The organism is Roseomonas chloroacetimidivorans (genome assembly GCF_049629625.1).
Lineage (GTDB): Bacteria > Pseudomonadota > Alphaproteobacteria > Acetobacterales > Acetobacteraceae > Roseomonas > Roseomonas chloroacetimidivorans.
On the sequence record NZ_JBNBZS010000049.1, the window covers coordinates 24,074 to 43,227 of the forward strand.

The following is a 19,154-nucleotide window of genomic DNA, read 5'->3' on the forward strand; positions in this document are numbered from 1 at the left end:
TACTGGAGCCTCCAAATGAGCGCCCGCACGGCCACACGCGAGGAGATCGCCCAGGCCGCTGACATCATCATCCCGGTCTCTGATCTCGAGCGTGCAGTGCAGGACCGCCGGAAGGAAGACGCCCGGCGGCGCCGTATCGAGAGGTGGAGGCAGACCGGCAAGAACGTGACGATCGGCCTCCAATGGGCCGCGATCTTCGGACTGGGCGCCTTCATCTGGGTTCGCCCGCCGCAGACGGATCCGGTGCCGATCATCGTTTACCAGCGCCCCGACGGCACCGTGACCAACTATGCGACCTGGGACAGCCTGCCGGCCCAGGTGCGGCATGACAGCACGGTCAATGTGGTCTGGACGTACGTCCAGCAACGCGAAAGCTGGAACGAAGGGAACGCCGGGTGGGCGTGGCAGGTCGTGTCGGCCCTGTCCTCCCCCGCCCTGCGCGAGCAGTTCCAGGCTTGGTATCGGCGTGAAAACCCGGAAAGCCCGGCCAGGCGCTACAAGGACGGAACCACTGTCGAAGCCCAGTATGTGAACTGGGGCCCGGTCTGTCCCATCGAGGGCTGCACGGGCGATCCCGACACGTACCGCATCTGGTTCAAGAGGCTGGAAACGCCGCTTGGCGGGCAGCCGATCGACCGCGGCACCTACGCCTCTACCGTCCGAATCCGCCGCAATGTCCCGATCCCTCAGGACCGGATCTGGCAGCGCTGGACCTTCAATGCCCCGCAAATCCAGGTCGTCGACTACGCCGGCCCTCAGCGCGAAGGAGTCTCGCAGTGACCCGTGCTCTTGCTCTGGCGTCAGCAGCGGTGATCGCCCTGTCTGCTGTCCCGGCGGTCGCCGCGGAGACGCCTTCGCCCTGCGGTCCGGACCCGCGTGAGCGCTGTGTCGCCTACGCCCCGGGCCAGATCGTCCGGATCTACGCCGCGCCTGGCGCCACGCTCGCGATCGAGCTGCCGTCGACGGAGCGCGTGGCATTCGTCGGCACCTCGGACAACCAACTCCTCCAGGGCGGGGAAGCGGTAGACCGCATGGCGGCCGGTGGTGACGGCAGCAGCACCGCCGATCCGAACCTGATGACCAGCGTTCCGCGCGTCGACGGCGCCACGGGCAATTTCGTGATGCTCAAGCCCCTACGCCATCTGGAACCGCAGCCCCTCACGGTCCTGGCGTGGTGGACTAACCCGACCAGCGGCGCCCGCGACTTGCGCCGGCACACGTTCGAACTCCGCACCCGCCCCGGCGAACTGACCGAAGACGTGCCCGATACCTTCTTCGCCGTGCGCTTCTCGGACCCGGTCGGTGCGCGGATCGTCGTGGAGGCTGCCCGTGAGACGGCCCGGAAGGAAGCGGCGGCCCGCTGGGCGGCTCAACGGGCTGAGCGGGAGGAAAGGGCGGCTGCCGCACGGCTTGTGCAGGCATCGGCCCTCGGCACGGTGCGCAAGAACCTCGCCTACGACGGCCAAGGGACCACGGCAGACCGCACCGCCCTCGCGCCTGCGGCCACCACCACCGAGCCGGCCATCTGGGACGACGGGGCACGGACCTTCCTACGCTACCCCGGCAATCGTCGCCCTCCCATGCCCTACCAGATCCTGGCGGACGGCACGGAGGCCGTAGTCGGGCAGAGCACCAACCCGGACCCCACCACAAACGGCAACATCCTCGTCCTGCATGGCGTGTTTCCGATGATCCGCCTGCGCGACGGGGACAACGTCCTCTGCATCGTAAACAGGGCCTATGACCCGATCGGGCAGAATCCCGGAACCGGCACCGTGAGCCCCGACGTGCTGCGCGTCAGCCGCCGCGCCTCGGTCCGTCGGGAGGCGTCCAATGCCGCGCGCCGCTGATCCGCGCGACGAGGGCGCTCCAACCCTCTCCCCCGTGGCGGGGCGCACGCCCCTGTCAGGCCGGATGAAAGCCGCAGTTGGCGTCCTGGGGCTGGGCTCCGCCGCTGGCATCTTCTGGCTCGTGTCGCAGGGGATGCAGCCGCGCGAGGTCGTGGAAAACGGAGGCCGGTCGCTCAACGCGGAGCGGGTCGGCGAGGTCGGAGAGCGCTGGTCGCCAATTCCGCGCGAAGCCCCCCTCCCTCCCCCCCCTCAGTCCCCTGTGGTCCCTGTGGCGGCGGCCGCTCCAATTGTTCCTCCCCCTCCTCCGCCCTCGACCTTCGGCAGCATCTCGGGCCCCTTCACGCCGCGTGCTATGGCCCCGGCTCGCGTGGCTATCGCGGCTTTCGAGGCTCCTGCCGCCCCAGTACCCGCCGCTTCCACTGTGCCGCTTGCTGGTGGTCCCGACGTCATGCCTGGTGTGACGGCGCAGCCGGTAGCCGCTCAGCCTCGTGACGCCCTGGCCGGCCGTCTGTCGGCAGGAGAGGACATGGATACGGCGGTCGCCGCCATGCTGCCCGACCGCAACCTGTTCATCACCATGGGCACGCCCATGAGCTGCACGCCGGAACAACCGATCAACACCGACATTCCCGGCCCCTTCCGCTGCAAGGTCACCGCTCCGGTCTATTCAACCAGCGGGGCGGTCCCCCTGCTCGACGCCGGCACTTGGTTTGTCGGCCAGGTGCGCGAAAGCATGCAGCGCGGCAACCGTCGCGCCTTTGCCGTGATGACGCGCATCGAGACGCCACAGGGCTGTCTCGTCCGGCTACGGGCCCCCGTCGCGGACCAGCTCGGAGAGGCCGGGCTTGATGGCGAAGTCGACACCCATTTCTGGGAACGGTTCCGGGGCCTTGCCGCCGTGGCGTTCCTCGATGCCGCTTCTCAAGCCGCGGCGACTGCCGCCTCGAATGCCTTGGCTAGCCGCAACGGAAACAGCGTCTCTTTCAACACATTCGGCGGCATCGGCGGCCGGGCCGGACAGGGCTTTGCGGCCGACACCGACATTCCGCCGACGCTGCGGCGGAACCAGGCGCGGCCAATCCTCGTCATGGCGATGCAGGACCTGGACATGCGGGGGTGTTTCCAACTCCGGACGCGGGAGGCCGGCCGATGAGCCGTCACCAGGAGGCGCTTCCCCTTCTGCAACTGGCCCTTTCGCCTCTGGAGGCGCTGTGGGCGGACCCGGAGGTGGAGGATGTTCTGATCCAGCGACCGGGAGAGGCGTGGACCCGCCGCCGCGGAGAGATGCTGCGCCATGACGTGCCGCTCGATTTCGTGGATCTGGAGGGCATCGCGATCCTGGCGGGATCGCTGAAGCGGCAAAATGTGGGAAGAAGCCAGCCGCTCCTCTCCTGCGATCTGGCGGGCGGTATGCGGATGCAGGCCATCCTGCCGCCCTGTGTTAATGCGGGCACGGTCGCGCTTGCGATCCGGCGCCCGAAGAAGGTCGCGCCGACCCTGGCCCAACTCGGTGAAGGTGGCATTTTCGCCGATGTTCGGCCGACCTCGCGCGGCCTCTCAGACGCCGATCGCCACCTCCTCGGCCTCTATCGCGCCGCCCAGGCAACGGGAAGCTGGCGGGAGTTTTTGAGCGCGACCATCGCGGCGCAGCGAACGCATCTTCTCTGCGGGTTGGTAGGCACCGGGAAGACCCACACCGCCATGGCCCTGGCCGGGGAAATCCCCCTGACCTCGCGCCTGGTGACGGTGCAGGACGCGGACGAAATGGCTGCCCTGCCGCACCCTAATCGCGTGGATCTCTTCTACTCCAAAGGCGATCAGAGCGAGGCCTCAGTGACGGCCAACGACCTCGTTGAGGCGTCGCTTCGCCTCAGCATGGAATGGCTGATTCTGCAGGAACTGCGCGGCGCGGAAGCATTTTCCTTTATGCGCGCTCTGCGCTCTGGGCATCCAGGCATCACCACATGCCACGCCCCTTCGGCCGCTGATGCCATTCCTGCTCTAGCCCTCATGGTCCGGCAGCACCCCGCCGCGGCGACCGTCGATCTGGAGACGATTGCGGCCACGTTGCACGGGCTGATCGATGTGGTGGTGCACATGCACCGCCCCGGCGGCCGATTCGAGATTTCGGAAGTGTGGTTTCGGCCAGCAGCCGACGAAGACGCCGCCATGACCGAGAGCGCCCCCGAATGATCGCCCCCCTGAAGGCTGCCCTCACCCTCGCGGCTGTGGTCGTCTTCGCGGCCGCCGCATGGTTGGTGATGGCCTCTCTGCTGTTCGTCTACGGCGTCGGTCTATGGGGACACCCAGCCCTCTACTGGTATGAGTACCCATGGGCCTGGTGGCTCTATGCACCCTATGCCGGCCGCTCATTGACTGAGGGCGTGGCTATCCTCGCCTCTGCGCTCCTGGCCTTCGCCCCGATCCTCGCCCTGGGCCGGTGGCAGTGGCGCCGCTGGGGTGGCATCGCCGGCATGGCTCGGCGGGGTTTCGGCATCGACCGTATCCGTCGCGCCAGCACCAACAATCATGGCTCCGCGACCTTCATGGACATGGCGGATGCGGTGCGGCTGTTCCCTTCCACGCCCGACCCAGACCTTGGCGGTATCGTGGTCGGCGAGGCGGAGCGCGTGGATCTCGGACCCGTCGCCCGGCTGAGGTTCGATCCTCGCGACCGCACGACCTGGGGCAATGGCGGCCGGGCACCGCTCCTCATCGACCCATGCCGGTCTGGTACCACGCATTCCATCGTGATCGCCGGCGGCGGCGCCTACAAATCCACTACCCTCGTCACGTCGCTCCTGACCTGGAAGCGGTCGCGTGTGGTGCTCGATCCCAGCACCGAGTTGGCAGCACAGGTTGGTGCAGCGCTCAAGGAGAATGGCCAGGCCGTTGTCCGCCTGGGCATCGGTGACCTGGGTCCGAATGTCCTTGAGGCGATCGACATTACCGACGACATGGCGGAAACGCGCCTCCGTGCCGTTGTTGGGCGCATTATCGGCCCCATGCCCGATGCCGGCAGCGGCGACGGATCGAACGCCCGCTTCAAGCAGTGGGGCCGGACCATCATCACGGCCCTGCTCGCGCACATGCTGTGGGATGACAGCTTTCCCCCGGACCTGAAGACGCTCCGCACCCTGCGCGCCGGCCTCTCTGTGTCCGAGGAGCGCATGCGGGACCGGCTGCGCGGTATCCACGAGACGAGCCCCTCCCCCCTCGCCCGCAGCCTGGCCGGCTCGATGATGGGCCTGGCAGATGTCACCTTCTCGGGCGCTTTCGGAAACGCCACGGACGACACGGAGTGGCTGGCATCCGAGGTTTATGCGGACTTGGTGAGCGGCGATGCCTTCCGCATGTCCGACCTCGTCCGCGGCAACCTCTCTGTGTTCGTCCAGGTGCCTATGGAGGCGCTGCGCGAGACGCCTGCCGTCGCCCGTGTGCTGATCGGGTCCATGCTCGATGCCGTCTTTGCGGCTGACGGCAGGGTCAATGGCCGCGTGGCGTTTTTCCTCGACGAGGCCGTGTTGCTGGGGCCGATGAATGCCCTGGAAACGGCGCGCGACCAGGGCCGCAAGTACAGGGTTACGCTCCAGCTCTTCTATCAATCGGAAGGCCAGATCGAGAAGGTTTGGGGCCCACCCGGCAAAGACGCTTGGTTCGACGGTGTGAGCTGGCGCACCTACGCCGGCATCCAAAACCTCAACACGGCGAAGGATCTTTCGGCGACCCTCGGCACCTATGGCGCCGTCGCCACCAGCAAGGGCGAGAACAAGGGCCGCAGCGGCAGGATTCTCGATCTGCCGACCAGCAACGCGGGCTCAAACCTTAATGAGCACGAGATCAGCCGCGAAGTCGCCAAGCCCCATGAGATCCTCCAGGAAATGCGCGGCGACGAACGGATCACGCTCCCTCGTGGTGAGCGTCCTATCCGGCACGGCGCGGCGATCGGGTTCCGGCGCCCAGCCATCGCGGCGCAGCTCCGGGAGACCTCCTACACGGCCAGGTGGGAGCCACAGGACGAGGTGGTGTCGGCCTGACACCATGTCGGTCACAGACCAGCATTTGAAAGGATACGCGAATGGCGATTGCTGAACCCAAGGAAGTAAAGACGGCCCGTGCCAAGATTCGGGCTCGAGAGGCGGGCGCCTGGGACAAGGTCGAAGCGGCTGGCCGCAACGCCCGCCAAGCGGAGGGCGCGCAGGCGTCCAAGGCTTCGGCAAAGGCCTGCAGTGATGACACCGAGGACAAAGCCAAGAAGAGACAGAGCCTCTCGGCCTAATGCGGATCGGGCGGCCTAGTGAGGCCGCCCGATGGTTTCGACCAACCTGGATAAGCCTCAGGGCGCGGTCAGGCACCTACCTCTTTTGCTACGGCGATCATGAACTCACCCGCCTGGCGGATGACCTCGCTGGCAAGCAAGTACTGTTTGGTGCCGCCATACAGCGAGTTACCGCCCGCGCCCAAGTCGATGAGCAGGTAAGGCTCATCCCACGGCCCGACGTCAATTGGGCCTTCATCGTACCCGTCGACCATTTTGGTCTTGCCTTTGAACACCGGAGCAGCGTGCTTCGAACCGTTCGTCAGGTCCTGCACCAGCTTAAAGTAGGGGCAGTTCGCATCCAGCCACTTTTTGAAGTCGTCTATGCTCCCGATCAGGGTGCCTCGCAGGATGGCAGGATTGCACTTCTTCAGTTCGTGCGCCCACAGCCATTCATGGAGATGGTAGGCGGACGTAACCGCGTTTACGGCCAAGCCGGAATCACCGCTCTGTTGGAGAAACCGGGCGAGATCGGCCTCCGTCTTCTCTCGATATGCTCGTGCATTCGTAATCGCGAACACTATTCCGCTTCCTTCTGCCGTTCAGTTCCTGTAGCCCCTGATCCCCTCCCCCCCTTAGTCATGGGTGGGGTCCAGGGGAGGGATCTATCCCTCCCCTGGGGCAGTTTTCGAATCAGCGGAGCCCGTAGTGAGCCCGCAGGGCCGTGTCAGGATACGCCCGCCATCCTGACGGAAGGGCAACTAGGCACGTCGGGACGTTCCCTTCGTTCGTTTTTACGACCGGCCCGTTTGCCACACAGCCGGAATAGGTCGTGTCACCCCACCACGCGTTTCCCGTTGCAAATGTGGCGATTGCGAGCATGTTCTTTCGTCTGTTGTCATCACTGATACGCCCGAATGCCAGTGCATCAGCCCTTTGCTCCGCGGACAGGGCCGTAAATGCCTCGGCCGAGGCTCCCAGGCCAGCTAGCGCTGAGATGGCGGGCCGTGAGTTTGCAAGGAGTTCGATCGAGGTTCTGTTGGCTCGCACGAGGAGGCCAGCCTCCTGGCGGAGGGCATCTTCGGCGCTTTTCACTGCGTCCCTAAACTGATCGATCGTGTTCACGGCCGCTAGTGCATGCGCCCCCTTGCTTCCCCACCAATAGCCGCCGGCGATCCCTGCGCCGAAGAGGAGCAGGCAAGCGGGGGCAGCAATGGCAAACGCGCGGAGATAGTTCGTCCGGCGTGTGACGGTGATGAGAGTCTGATGGCCTTCCAGGACCGCTTGGGAGAGGTCCCGCTTGAGGGCTGAGTGATCGGCCTGTATCGAGGCGAGAGCGGCGGCCCGCTGGGCTTCGGCTGCTTCTCGGGCCGTCTCCCATGTATGATGCAGATTCTCGGCCTGCTTGCCGCAATCCTCAATCGCTCGCTGAGCGCGTTCGGTCGAATCCTCAATCCGGTCAACTGCTGCGTCGAGTGACGCTCTGAGAACCGCGGAGACGGCCCGAGGTACTGCCACCACCGCTTCGACTGCCGGTCGAAGGACATCCCCGGCCCGCATGCGTGATGCGTCGAGGGCGGCATGTGCTCGCTGTTCGAAGCTCTCATAGATGCGCTGCACGCCACCCCAAGCGGCGGCGCCAGTGGTGTCCAGATCGGAGCGGGGTGGCGTGCTGTCGGTCATGCGAGCAGGTGTCCGATGCCGCTGCGCTCCACCTCCTCCTCCATATCGGCGAGCCAGATGGCGATCGCCTCGCGCTCAAAGGCCCCTAGAGGATTCCTTCCTTCGGGCGCTCGCCCTTTAACTGCGTCGACGAATCGCATCCGGTTGTCGTCAAGCCATTTCGCGGCGGCTCCCGGCAACGCCGGCATGTGGAACTCCACTGCGCCGGCCCTCAGTGCTCGCTGGTAGACCTCATGGCTCCGGTTGTCGGCGAAGGGGTCCTCACCGGGCGGGAGGGCTGCAGCTTTACCTCGGTTGAGAACGAGAACGAGATCCTGGCGGCCGACGGCTGAATCCAGGAGAAGGTTCAAACCAGTGAGATCGTTAAGCTGGCCGCCCAGCAGGTAGAAGGTCACCAGCTTAACGTCGAAGGAATCGAACTGCTCGTCTGCGAGGCCCCACCCGGAAAGCCGTTTCATTTTGGTAGGGGCTGCACCCCTTCCTTGCTTTTCTAGCTCCCGGTCATTGCCGCCGACGTCTAGCGCCACATAACCCTTCGATTCCCGCGCGAGGTCAGCCATGCGCCGGATGAATGCGCCACGAGCGGCGTCTGACGCATCGCCCGGCTCAAGTACCCCCGGGGTTAGATCGCTGAAAATATCGGTAAGGGTGCGGTTCATCGGATCTGCGTCGCCGATATAAAGCGAACGGCCATGAACCATGGCCCGTTCAGCATTCCACCGCATGATAGTGGTCTTGCCGCGGTCACCGCGGCCGGCAGCTACAGCTAGACGCCCGCCCTCGGGGCGCGGGGTTACGAAGGACCCTTTAGGCGCTGCTTCAACTGGGGCATCCAGCGTCTCCGTATCTACCCCACTCCGCGGTTGTTTGCTCATCTTTAATTCCCCCTGATTACAGCTTTAGCTTCGGTGGATTGGGCTTCTTCGGGTCTGTCACTCTCGGATTGAGGAGATCCTCGAATCCGGGTGGCAAGCCTGAAGGAGTGGCGAGTGACCGAGGTGCAGGCTCCGGCGTTGGAACCGGCTCCTGTGGGGCCGGCCGCGGGAGCTCCTGAGGTTCCCTCGAGGCATTCGGTTGTTGGAGCTGCCGTGGCTGGTGGGGGCTCGGGGCGTCCGCCTTGCCGCTCCGCTCGCTCCGCTTTTTGACGCGGCCCCACGCCTTCGAGAGCGTTCCGCCGGGGTAGGGCGATCCATCCACTCTGGTGAGGCCTGCCGATGCTGCGGCCTGGGCGATGTCGTCCCAGGTGAGCCCTCGCTCCTCTCTCGCCTGGCGGATCTCGTCGGCTGCCTGCTCAAGAAAGCGTAGGGGGGCGCCGAAGCGCCCGCGCCCGCCTTTGACTAGGGCAGTGGGCTTTCCCTCCACCAGCCATCTGCTGATGAAGCCGGCCCCCTTGGGGGGCTTGGATGGCCTCGATGTCATGTCCGATCCCGCATGCGAACGGCCTAGCATGCCTTTTCGACAGTTCACAACCCTTTAGGGGCCATTACGAAGGTTGTGGACACATATGGACAGTTTATGGAGGGTATAGGATTATATACAAGCGGTCGCACCCTTGGTGCCTCTTAGGTGCTTCTAAACGGCTGCCGCGCTATACTCCCTTAGAGAGACGCTTCGAGGGGCTTAGAGGGGGGATTACGATGCCTGTGCGGCCAGAGGATCGGACCACTGTCAATTTGGGTGCCGACCTCATCCGAGAGGCCCGGGCAAGGGCTACCGAGGAAGGGCGCGAGTTCTCCGAACTCGTCGCCAGGGCTGTCCGTGCCTACCTGGCTGCTCCCCTTCGGGTTGTCGGTGCGGACCTGCCAGGCCTTGTGCCCCCTGACCCCGATGCTGGCCTCAGGGAGGACGTGCAGGTCCTCGTCGCCGAGGTCCGGAAGCTCATCCCTCAGGTAGCTGCGGCGGCCGAGGGGCATACTGAGGTACTGGACACTCTCGACGAGATCACTGCCGAACTTGGGCGTCGCCGAGGGGCAGCTGAGGCCCTTGAGCAGGTCGCGGCGGCGACCAAGGCTCCTCCACCACCTTCCAGGGGTCGCTAATTATGGCGGCCATCGGCTTTACGAATCTCTCCGTCAGCGAAGCGAATTCGAACTATTATGAGGCCGAGGTGGCGGACGCTGCCAAGGATGCGGCCCGTGTTAATTTGGGGGAATATTACGCAGCTCCGGCCCGCTGGATTTCCTTGATTGGCCGAATGGCCGAGGATGGATCTGAAATCAAGGCAGGTGAAATCACAGAGGCATTTTCTGGCCACGCCCCGCGCCGGTTTACCGCTGTTGACCGCCGAGGTCGCGAAATCGAAACCGACGAAATTGCGACCAATATCTCGGACCCTGGCAGAAAAGCTGGGACCGACGTGACGCTTTCTCACACAAAGGGCTTTTCCGCGCTCGTTCGTGCCGCTCAATTGGCTGGTGAAGACGGGTTAGTGAAGGCGCTTCGGAACGCAAAGCACGATGTTATCCGGGATTTGGTGAAGCACACTGTTGATACCGGTCTAGTACAAACCCGTCGCGGGAAAGCAGGCCAGTCGAGCGAAGTTCCTGCTGATATTATGGTCGCTGTCGTGCCCCATGCTGTCAGCCGTGCGGGCGATCCCCAGGAGCACGACCATATTATCTATTTTAACGGCGGCATACGCCAGGACGGAACGATCGGGACCCTCGAACTAGAGAACCTAATTAGTCATAAATTCTATCTACAGGCTCTTGCCGGAGCCGGTATGGCCAAACGGCTCCAGGAACTGGGTTTTGCCGTCGTCGAGACTGGTCGGGGCCAGTGGGAACTAGCTGGTGCCCCGGAAGAACTGCTTGCTGTGTGGTCTAAGAGGCGGGCTGAGGTGCTGGCGGGGCTTGGCGGCGTAGCCGGAGATCTCGGACGCCGGCACTTGGCGGCCGAGGATGCGGCTGCTGCCGCTGCTCGAGGAACGAGGGTCGAGGAAGCCTCAGAGGAGGTGCCCACTCTCGGGAAAGGTCGGGCGCAAGCGCGACGCGAAGCGACGCAGTCCAGTGCTATCAAGACCCGTCGCCTCAAGGGAAGTCTGCCCGACGCTGCCGGGCTTGAGCAGAAAGATCGCGACGAACTCAAACGCCTTTCGCTGACGCCGGAGGGGGTCATTGGCGCCATGCTGGCCGCGGCTCCACTGGCACCCGTGCCTGAGGGCGCTCCCGCCGAGGTGGCTATCGAGGGTCTTTTCGAGCGGACGAGTGTGGCCACTTTTCGACAGTTCAGGACGGCTATCGCCGAGGCGGCCGCTGTTCGCGGCATGTCGATCCCTGACGTCGAGGGCGAGGTGCAGCGAGCCCTCCAGACGGGCATGGTAAAAGCTATCGGTGCTTCCCCGAAAGGCGAGCCGGTTCTCTCGACGGACAATGCCATTGAGACCGAGAGGGCCATGCTCCTGGCAGCGCAGGAAGGGCGCGGGCAGGGCAAGCTCAAGCCGGGCGCGGCCGAGCGCGCGATTACTGAGATTGAGGCTCGTGAGCGTGCGGCCGGAAAGAGGAACTTTTCTTTTGCCGAGGAGCAGCGGAAGGCTGTTCGGTGGGCCTCTCGTGGAGACCAGATCGCCGTCATCGAGGGCCTGTCTGGTACCGGCAAAACCACATCGATGGAGGCAGTCGTCCGAGCCGCCAAGGCGCAGTGGCTTCGAACGACAGGCGTCGCTCCGACGAATACGGCTGCAGAGACCCTGTCGACAGAGACCCACACTGACGACCACATGTCGCTCCAAAAACTTGCGAGCAGTATCCGCAGTGGACAGAGAACTCTCACGGCCCGCGACTACATCCTGATCGATGAGGCGGGCATGGCGGAACTCGGCCATGTCGCGACCGTGGTCCAAGCCGCCCGGAAGGCGGGAGCCCAGGTCCTCCTTATTGGCGATGAGCGGCAGTTTGCTCCGATCGGTGCGGGTGCTCCGTTTGCAGCTCTAAGCACTATCCTGGGCACCAGCAGGCTTTCTGAGATCCGCCGACAGCGCGTGCCTTGGCAGAATGCCGCAAGCCGGAAAATGGCTGCGGGCGACACTGATGCTGGGCTGATGGCCTACGCCGCGGAAGGCCGGTGGAGGTTCGGTGAGGACCGCGCGGACGCCATGTCTACCTTGGTTAACGATTGGACTGAGGATCTGAATCGGGCCACGGGGGAGGGGGGTGATCCTGCCACGCGCATCGTCATCGCGCAGCGACATGCCGACGTACACGACCTGAACACCCGTCTGCGTCAGGTGCTCACCGAAAAAGGTAAGCTGGGCACTGACGAGATTGTCATTCGGACCCTGCATCGCGACGGACGAAACGGTGAGGTGCGGGATCTCCCACTGCGCCCCGGCGATGAGCTTATCCTCTGGCGCAGAGTCCCGGAGCACAACCTCAACAACGGCGATCGGATCCAGGTTGTCGGCTTCAAGCCCATGCCTGGCTCGAATGACGGCGATGTTCTCCTGACCTGGAAGGTCCAGAAGACCGGCGTCGAAGTCACGGCGCCGCTGTCTAGCCTAGTGCCTCCTCCAGGGCCGGACGATCCCGCGAGCCTGCCGCGCCTCCCCTTCCTGCAGCACGCTTATGCGGTGTCGATGTACGCCTCACAGGGCAAGACGGTCGATCAAGGGTTCGTCTACGGCGGTATCGGGCTCGACATGCGAAGCGTCTACGTGAGCCTGACGAGGCAGCGGGATGATGCGAAGATTTACTGGGATCGCGCGGGCATCGCCCAAGAACTCGTGGAACGTGGTGAGCGGCCGACGAACGAGGCCGTTGTCGACCACATCCGCCAGGAAGCGCGCAAAACCGCGGACAAGTACAACGTCATGGACTTCGTACGCGATGTCGACGCGTGGTTGAGGACCGGCGACATCCTCGCTGAACGACAAGTCCCGTCCGCGATTGCTGCGCGCATGCAAGCGGCGGAGGAAAATGCGGCGGCGACCGTCCGCGCCGCGGCAAAGGCAAAGCCGGAAGAGGTACGGGCCATTGCAGCGGCCGCCATTTCGGCCCCTGCACCGAGGGCGCGTCGTGAACCTCGGGTATCTCCGGACGACCGTGCTGGGCGGGCATATCGCCGTGCGGTGACCCGCAGCCAGGGGCAGGCAGCGACGGCAGACCGCCGTTCTCTCCGGCGTTTTGAGGATGTCCTGTCCGCGCTGCGGGGACCGGGCGGTGTTAGCCGCCTCACCCAGGCTTTCCGAGAAGCTCCGCGCCGCCTGGGCCGTGAGGTGGCCGCAGTCGCTGATCGGGTGAAAGCCTTAGTTCAATGGCGCCAGGAGTGGTCGGTCCGCCAGGCTGCAGACCAGCTCGATGCCCGTCGGCGTGAGATCGAGGCCGGACAGGGGAGGGGAGGGGTTCTGGCTGTTGTCGATCAGGCACGACGGCAGCCTGCAGCCCCGGAGCCGCGGCCCTGGCGCGACGCTTGGCTCCACACATCAATGCTCGGCCGGCACGCTCCCGAGGCGCGGACCCTGCCGACCCCAGCCTCCACCAAGGCGACCCTCGCTGGCCGCCTGCCGCCCCTTCCCAGGCAGCTTGCAGACCGCCTGAGTGACCGGGCTCTCTCTGCCCTGGCTTACCCACGTCTGGGCACCGGCCCGGGCGATGCCGCGACGGTCTCCGTGCGGGCTTACGCTGACGCTCTCGAGCGCGAGCGCCAGGCAGAGCAGAACCGCATCCTCGCTGGAATGGCCCGCTGGACCGGTAAAGCCCCCACCCAGGTCCTCCGCGAGCTGGGCGCGGCTCTGGAGCGGCCCCAAGCGATCCGGCACGATGACCTGAGAGCCGGCGTGGAACGGCTCAGAGCCTTGTCGGGGGCCAAGGACCGCGTTGAACGGGATCTGGCCGCCGGCACCTTGAGGCCGGCAGCTCCGATCCAGGCCTTAGATCCTGCTGCCTCGCCTGCTGGCTGGTTGGTCGCCCTCCGGAAGTCTTCCGGCACGAGGACGAACTTTTCGCCACGCCCAGATCCCGCCACTGACCGCGCCATTTTTGACGGCCGCCCCTCCACCGTGGCCGAGGTTCTGGTCCTGCTCCGGGCCCGCCGCTTGGGCCTCGGCATTCCGGCAGGAACGCTGGCTCCGGACGGGTCGGCCGCGGCTCAGATCGACGGGGCGATTGGCACGATCCAGGAGGCCATCACGGACGGACGCCTCTCCCCTCGTGCTTCCATGCGGGCCGCCGCGCCGTCCGAGCCGGCGAGGTGGCAGGGTGCTCTGAAGAGCGCCATGGCCGCCACGTCGAGAATGACGCGGCAGGGTAGGGGAGGGGACGCGGCTTCGGTGCAGGCCCGGTCGGATTCGACCATCCTGCAGTCCGTCTCTGCCCGTGACGATGCTGTGCGCCTAGCCGAGGCTCGTGAGGCTGCCACGCGCCTGGCGGCTGCGCGGGCGACCGAAGAGCAGGCGGTGAAGGCGGCCACGGAGGCCGTCACCAAAGCGACCAAGCCGATTCAGCGGAGGGCCGGGCCCTCAATGGGGATGTGATGAGCGCTCGGACCCTCGGGAAATGTGCCGAATGTGCCTACTGGCGCACCCCGGAAAGTACCCTCCTCGCCGGCACGCCGGGCGCCGCGGCGGCTGACGCTCTGGGCCAGTGTCGCCGCCGGGTTCAGACCGATGACGCCGGCGTAAAGCCTCGGCCGCCCATCACGCCCGGATTCTTTGGCTGCTCTGAGCACCTGGTCCTGCCGCTTCCGGACAGGCTACCCCAGAGCTGTTCGCAGTGCCGTTTCTGGCGTAGCCGCGAAGGAGGAGCAGAGGGATTCTGTTGCGCCTGGGCACCGCGCCACTCCATCGGCCACCCGAATGAGGCCCCGGTCGCCTCACGCTTTGCCTTCCCGATCACGCCCGCGGGCTTCTTCTGCGGGGACGGGGTCAATGTCGCTTACGTCGACCCCGAAGAGGAAGAGATTATCGGCCTATCCATGGCCGACGCTCCCGCCGACCCCCTCGATCCCGCCGCCCAGCAAGACTGGGATTGGCCGCCCGTCGCGGACGAGGAGCGGGAGCGGTGACCAGAAGGTTCTCCCGCATCGGCCGCGACCGCGTTGACCGGATCAATCTCAACGCCGGACTGGCTCGCAACCTCCTCGAAGACCTGGGCTACAGTGCCGACTATCCTGAGGCGAAGGCCATGGGGGTCGCGATAGGTGGCTGGCGGGCCTATCTGCCTCGGGCCGACGCCTCACGCTCGGAGGCCAAGATCATCGCCCCGAACGGCCGCATTTGTCAGCTGGACGCTGACAAGGTCGTTGCCTCCGGAGCGATCGATCTTCTCCGGCAGCATCGGAACTACAGCTTCGCCGATGCGGTCCGGCACCTCGAGGAGACCTATCTCGGGATCCACGACATCGACGATGCTGCACTCCGTCGTGCCCGGCATCTGCCCACTGAGCGACGGCTGGCCGCCGAGGTGGAGGAGGCACGCCGCCGCGCCGAGGACAAGGACAAACCGCGCGCAGAACAGCCTGGCCTACAGCCTGGCGCCGCGCGAGACCGGACGCCGGAGGAGGCTCTTCGGGAAGCCCGCAGGCGCTTCGCCCAGGGGGAGCCAGATCCCGGGACCGGATACCTGGTCACACACCGCCATATCGATCCGGCTATCGTAAGGCGGTTCGGACAGGATCGTGGACGGGAGGCCGTCCTTCGGTACGACGCCGCCCGGGATGAAGTCATGATCCTGCACCTCAATGCAGAGGGCCGCTTCACCACCTACGAATACCGAGGCGGGGTCACCCGGTTCAACCGTACTGGGAGCCGTGGCAATGCCGCTGGCTGCCTGGTTGGCCTCGGTATCTTCGGAGATCCAGTGGCCGCCCGCCGACTGGTGGTCGTGGAGAGTGGGATCGAGGCCTTGTCGTGCCTGGAGATAAAAACCAGCAACCGCGGTGCCGAAGTTGGCGACGACGCTTGCTATCTCTCCACAGCTGGCGGGCCAAAGCCCGAGCAACTCGACCGCATAGCGGCTTGGGCGCTCGCCTCCGGCGCAAGCGTTGTCGTCGCCTACAACGACGATGAGGCCGGTCGCAGCTTCACGAAGCGGGCGACTGAGGCGCTTATTGAGCGTGGTGTCGACCCGTCGCGCATCGACGCCATGTTCCCGCCTGCCTGGGATTGGAATTTGGCATTGAAGCTCACCAAGAAAGCGGAGGACCGAGAAGTGCTGAGGTGGAGAAAGGCGCAGGAGGGAGTTTCGGGGTGAAGGCGTTCTGGTTGTGGCTAAAGGATCTTCGCTGGCACAAACGTCGGTCTGTCGGTCACTCGCCCATTGTCCGCGCCAGCCTTTTCATGCCGGTGGTCGGCTACTTGATCCTTTTGAACAAGCATACGGCGGACCTAGTGAAGCTTGATCCACGTCTACAGCCTCTGTCCGAGGGCCATCCTTGGCGGCTGGTGCTGCTATATTACGGCTTCGTGCTGACCGGCTAGGCATTCGCAGCGTCGCTTGTGAGCCTCAACCCACTATGATTTACCATCACCCCATCCTGGCACCTGTGCCATTCACCCAGAAGGGGGCCACCGGCCGGATGGGCAATGATGAAGTCGCAAGACTGTTGGGATCCCGCGTCCGCGCCCATCGCGAACGCGCAGGCCTAACCCAGCAGGCTTTAGCTAGGCTGGCCAAGGTGCAGCAGGGCCAGCTTTCCGAGATCGAAACCGCCGATCGCGTTCCGACACTTTCCACAATTAGAAAGATTGCGGCCGCGCTTGAGGTCCCTCTTCGAGAACTGTTGGACGGCTAAGGGCTTTATCTGCGGTGGCAGATCGCGCGGCCGTGCTCTGAAGGGTCTTATACACGATTGTATATAAAACCCTGGCCACACACCACCATCGAGGTCGGGTTCCACCCGCGTGGAACTGGAACCTGGCGCTGAAGCTCTGGAAGGAGCGGAGGACTGTGGAGTTCTGCGTTGAAGGAAGGCGCAAGAGGAGCAGTCAGTCTCAGGGAAGGGCGGCCCCTATAAGCCTCGTTGAACTTAACCGGCTTTATTGCGATATTACTCACATGCTCGGCACGGTTCACAATCATTCCACTCCTCGGGCTACCGTCCCAGCTCCCTATCGCGGAGCCCGGAGGAAGAGGGTCGTCTATGTCCAGGGCGACACGAACGAGACGGCAAGAGAGGCCGAAGATCGGCATCTCGTGGCCTCCATCGGCCATGCTCGCCGACGCGAGGGAACTCGGCTGAACGACCTCTCGGACCTAGAGCTCGCCCGGCTCCTCTTCAGCCGGTAGTAGCCTGCCATGGTGGAGGCGGACGTCCCGGAGGAAGCTCTCCGGGAGCCGGAAGTGCGTTCGGGCCGTCCACGGGACGTGATCCTTGTCCCCACCTACGTAGACCGCATCGGCCTCCTGAAGCCCGGCCTCGAGGCCTACCAAGCCGACCTTTTGTTCCTCATCCAGCTTTTGAAGAACGGTACGCCGATCCCTCGCCGGTTCTACCGGTCCGTTCAAGGGCCGTCGACGGACCAGGCGCTCGAGGAGTACGGGGTGATGCACCTTCACCTCCTCAATCCGAGTACGGACGTCCTGGTCTTCCTCATGCAGTTTGAGGATTGGGTCGCCATCCTTGAGGTCAACAACCACCTGCCATTCCAGCAGCGGCCTCCCGCGCATCTCCTGCGCCTGCACCACTGGCAGGGCGTCCTCGAGGCTCGAGCAAACCGCTTGGCAGCGATCGCAAAGAGCAAGGCTGACAAGCGGGCGGATATCCGTCGCCGCCTGTTCATGTCGAAAAAGCCGACGCCCTGATACTAGCCGCCTTGGTAGATGACCGGTCTCGGTCGATTGTGTTGAACAACTCGGCGCCGCACGCGGCAGCGGCCCTGTTGCGTAACATTATTGCGCATTCAGATCTGCCGGCGAGCAAGTTATGCTCTATGTCTGCTACGAATGTAACGTTGTTGCGGACGGAGTGAGGCTCGAAAGTTCTTCAACAACATCGGTCCAAAGCAGCCTAGTTCCCGCGGCAAGGGAGAACCGAGCCAAGCCGCCCGGCGGGAGCGCGTCTCCCCTGGGCGGCGATGTCTCCTTGGGGCCGGCCGGTCGTGACAGTGGAATGGCCCCTTCACCTAGGAGCCACTCCCATGATTTCCGAACTCGTTGCCCAGATCTTGGCCGAAATGCGCAAGGCCATTTCAAGTTACGCCCGCGATCCAAGGCGGGCGGACGTGCCCCACCATCTGCGGACCCTAGATCGACTGCTCGACCGCGACTGGCTGACGCCGGAGCAGCGAGAGGCGGTGTTGCGGTGCCGGGGCGAGGTGGCGGCCTTGCTTGAAGGGCCAGAATGGCGGCCGGGCATCACTCTGCCGCCGGCTTGAACAGCAGGAGCTGGTGCTGTCGCTCGCTGCTCTGCCAGCTGCAGTTCAGCCCTCCCCCCCTTAGTCTCATAGCCTTTTGAGCAGGTGAGGGTCGTCGAGGCGTCACTGTTCAGTTCCGCGTTGAAGCGGGGATGCCTCGGACCGGGTTCTCCACTCCGTGAAGAACAAAAAGTGAACTGAATCGGCCGTGATCGTTTATCACTTCGCCCAAGGGGGCCGACAGATGGACGATGCGGTGTTGGCGTCTTTGGTCGAGCTATGCGGGAATTTGGGTGACGCGGTGATCAGGCGGCGTTTTGTGCTGGCGTGTTGGTGACCTCGGCGCCGTTGTGGAATGTGACGCCCTGGATGAGCTTGGGCAACTGGCTCTCGCCCTTCAACCTGAGCCAGGTCTTGGCCGCGGCCATGGCGAGCTTGAAGACCGTGAGCCGGGAGGTGTCCTGGGACAGGGCGCCCCTGGTTCGGACGGTCCGGTGGCGCACCGTGGCGAACACGCTCTCGATCGGGTTCGAGGTGCGGAGGTGGTCCCAGTGCTCGGCGGGGAAGTTGTAGAAACTGAGTAGCGCGTCCTGGTCCTTCACCAGGCAGGTGACGGCTCTCTCGTACCTGGCTCCGTACTTCCCGGCGAAGGTGGTGATCGCGGCCTCCGCTGTCGCGCGGTCCGGCGCCTGCCAGATCTCGCGCAGGCCGACCTGGAAGCCCAGGAGTTCTTTCTTGCCTTCGGGTGTCGCCCCGATCAGCACCAGCATGCACTCCCCATCGGGGCGTCGGCCGTGCCACTGCGGGCGCGCCACTTGGCCACCGTCTTGGGGTTCAGCCCGTAGCGGATGGCCAGGGTGCGGCCGCTCTCTTTCGACGCTTGGAGCTCGGCTCGAACACGCGGCGTCGTTCGGGCTGAACCGTGAAGACCGCCTGTCATAGGGCATCCTTCCCCTCGCGGATCAAAGATGCACCACTACTCCCCGGGACTACACACCTCTGATGTCCGTCCCTTCAAGGGGTAGGCGCGCATCACCGTTCGCCGTGCAGGCGTTGTTTTCGAAGCAGAGGCGCT

General features: G+C 64.8%; 16 protein-coding genes and 2 pseudogenes. 13 read left to right on the forward strand and 5 right to left on the reverse strand.

The features are described 5' to 3' along the window. Window positions 1–15 precede the first annotated feature (15 nt). Genes ACO1BU_RS25705 through ACO1BU_RS25730 form a run of 6 tightly spaced genes read left to right on the forward strand, consistent with a single transcriptional unit; the run spans window position 16 to window position 6,129 of the window. A complete protein-coding gene (locus tag ACO1BU_RS25705; RefSeq protein WP_424138825.1) occupies window positions 16–780 on the forward strand; it encodes a VirB8/TrbF family protein in 765 nt (254 codons plus the stop codon). Then, window positions 777–1,850 (forward strand): TrbG/VirB9 family P-type conjugative transfer protein, encoded by a 1,074-nt coding sequence (locus ACO1BU_RS25710; protein ID WP_424138826.1) that lies wholly within the window; start codon window positions 777–779, stop codon window positions 1,848–1,850. The genes ACO1BU_RS25705 and ACO1BU_RS25710 overlap by 4 nt, the downstream gene beginning before the upstream one ends. Further along, the gene (locus tag ACO1BU_RS25715) at window positions 1,834–3,003 is read left to right on the forward strand and encodes a TrbI/VirB10 family protein (RefSeq protein WP_424138827.1); all 1,170 of its coding nucleotides are present in this window, start codon (window positions 1,834–1,836) and stop codon (window positions 3,001–3,003) included. The genes ACO1BU_RS25710 and ACO1BU_RS25715 overlap by 17 nt, the downstream gene beginning before the upstream one ends. Then, complete coding sequence (virB11, locus tag ACO1BU_RS25720) at window positions 3,000–4,043, forward strand: P-type DNA transfer ATPase VirB11 (protein ID WP_424138828.1); 1,044 nt, start codon at window positions 3,000–3,002, stop codon at window positions 4,041–4,043. Before ACO1BU_RS25715 ends, virB11 begins: the two co-directional genes overlap by 4 nt. Next, on the forward strand, window positions 4,040–5,887 hold the full coding sequence (locus ACO1BU_RS25725; protein WP_424138829.1) for a type IV secretory system conjugative DNA transfer family protein: 1,848 nt from the start codon (window positions 4,040–4,042) through the stop codon (window positions 5,885–5,887). Before virB11 ends, ACO1BU_RS25725 begins: the two co-directional genes overlap by 4 nt. 41 nt (window positions 5,888–5,928) lie before the next feature. Continuing rightward, window positions 5,929–6,129 (forward strand): hypothetical protein, encoded by a 201-nt coding sequence (locus tag ACO1BU_RS25730; RefSeq protein WP_424138830.1) that lies wholly within the window; start codon window positions 5,929–5,931, stop codon window positions 6,127–6,129. Window positions 6,130–6,197: 68 nt separating this feature from the next. Here ACO1BU_RS25730 and ACO1BU_RS25735 read toward each other — a convergent pair whose 3' ends face one another. From ACO1BU_RS25735 to ACO1BU_RS25745, 3 genes are all read right to left on the reverse strand, one after another. Continuing rightward, the gene (locus ACO1BU_RS25735) at window positions 6,198–6,689 is read right to left on the reverse strand and encodes a hypothetical protein (protein WP_424138831.1); all 492 of its coding nucleotides are present in this window, start codon (window positions 6,687–6,689) and stop codon (window positions 6,198–6,200) included. A gap of 112 nt (window positions 6,690–6,801) precedes the next feature. Beyond that, entirely contained in the window at window positions 6,802–7,791 is a 990-nt protein-coding gene (locus tag ACO1BU_RS25740) for a hypothetical protein (protein WP_424138832.1), read from the reverse strand. Beyond that, a complete protein-coding gene (locus tag ACO1BU_RS25745; RefSeq protein WP_424138833.1) occupies window positions 7,788–8,492 on the reverse strand; it encodes a hypothetical protein in 705 nt (234 codons plus the stop codon). Before ACO1BU_RS25745 ends, ACO1BU_RS25740 begins: the two co-directional genes overlap by 4 nt. 936 nt (window positions 8,493–9,428) lie before the next feature. On the opposite strand from ACO1BU_RS25745, the gene ACO1BU_RS25750 reads away from it, so the two are divergent. The 7 genes from ACO1BU_RS25750 (at window position 9,429) to ACO1BU_RS25780 (ending at window position 18,100) form a co-directional block, all read left to right on the forward strand. Continuing rightward, on the forward strand, window positions 9,429–9,830 hold the full coding sequence (locus ACO1BU_RS25750) for a hypothetical protein (RefSeq protein ID WP_424138834.1): 402 nt from the start codon (window positions 9,429–9,431) through the stop codon (window positions 9,828–9,830). 2 nt (window positions 9,831–9,832) lie between these two features. After that, window positions 9,833–14,260 (forward strand): MobF family relaxase, encoded by a 4,428-nt coding sequence (gene mobF, locus ACO1BU_RS25755; RefSeq protein ID WP_424138835.1) that lies wholly within the window; start codon window positions 9,833–9,835, stop codon window positions 14,258–14,260. Continuing rightward, window positions 14,260–14,790: a hypothetical protein gene (locus tag ACO1BU_RS25760; protein WP_424138836.1), complete on the forward strand. Its 531-nt coding sequence runs from the start codon at window positions 14,260–14,262 to the stop codon at window positions 14,788–14,790. The genes mobF and ACO1BU_RS25760 overlap by 1 nt, the downstream gene beginning before the upstream one ends. Then, entirely contained in the window at window positions 14,787–15,977 is a 1,191-nt protein-coding gene (locus tag ACO1BU_RS25765) for a toprim domain-containing protein (protein WP_424138837.1), read from the forward strand. Before ACO1BU_RS25760 ends, ACO1BU_RS25765 begins: the two co-directional genes overlap by 4 nt. Before the next feature lie 325 nt (window positions 15,978–16,302). Continuing rightward, a complete protein-coding gene (locus tag ACO1BU_RS25770) occupies window positions 16,303–16,518 on the forward strand; it encodes a helix-turn-helix domain-containing protein (RefSeq protein WP_424138841.1) in 216 nt (71 codons plus the stop codon). 503 nt (window positions 16,519–17,021) lie between these two features. Continuing rightward, entirely contained in the window at window positions 17,022–17,528 is a 507-nt protein-coding gene (locus ACO1BU_RS25775) for a hypothetical protein (RefSeq protein WP_424138838.1), read from the forward strand. Between the two features lie 335 nt (window positions 17,529–17,863). Then, the gene (locus ACO1BU_RS25780) at window positions 17,864–18,100 is read left to right on the forward strand and encodes a hypothetical protein (protein WP_424138839.1); all 237 of its coding nucleotides are present in this window, start codon (window positions 17,864–17,866) and stop codon (window positions 18,098–18,100) included. A gap of 284 nt (window positions 18,101–18,384) precedes the next feature. Here the strand turns inward: ACO1BU_RS25780 and ACO1BU_RS25785 are convergent. Together ACO1BU_RS25785 and ACO1BU_RS25790 are read right to left on the reverse strand one after the other, a co-directional pair. Next, window positions 18,385–18,855 (reverse strand): annotated as a pseudogene (locus tag ACO1BU_RS25785) (transposase); the annotation flags it as partial. Next, window positions 18,855–19,019, reverse strand: a pseudogene (locus tag ACO1BU_RS25790) (IS481 family transposase); the annotation flags it as partial. The pseudogenes ACO1BU_RS25790 and ACO1BU_RS25785, both read right to left, overlap by 1 nt. Window positions 19,020–19,154: the final 135 nt, after the last annotated feature.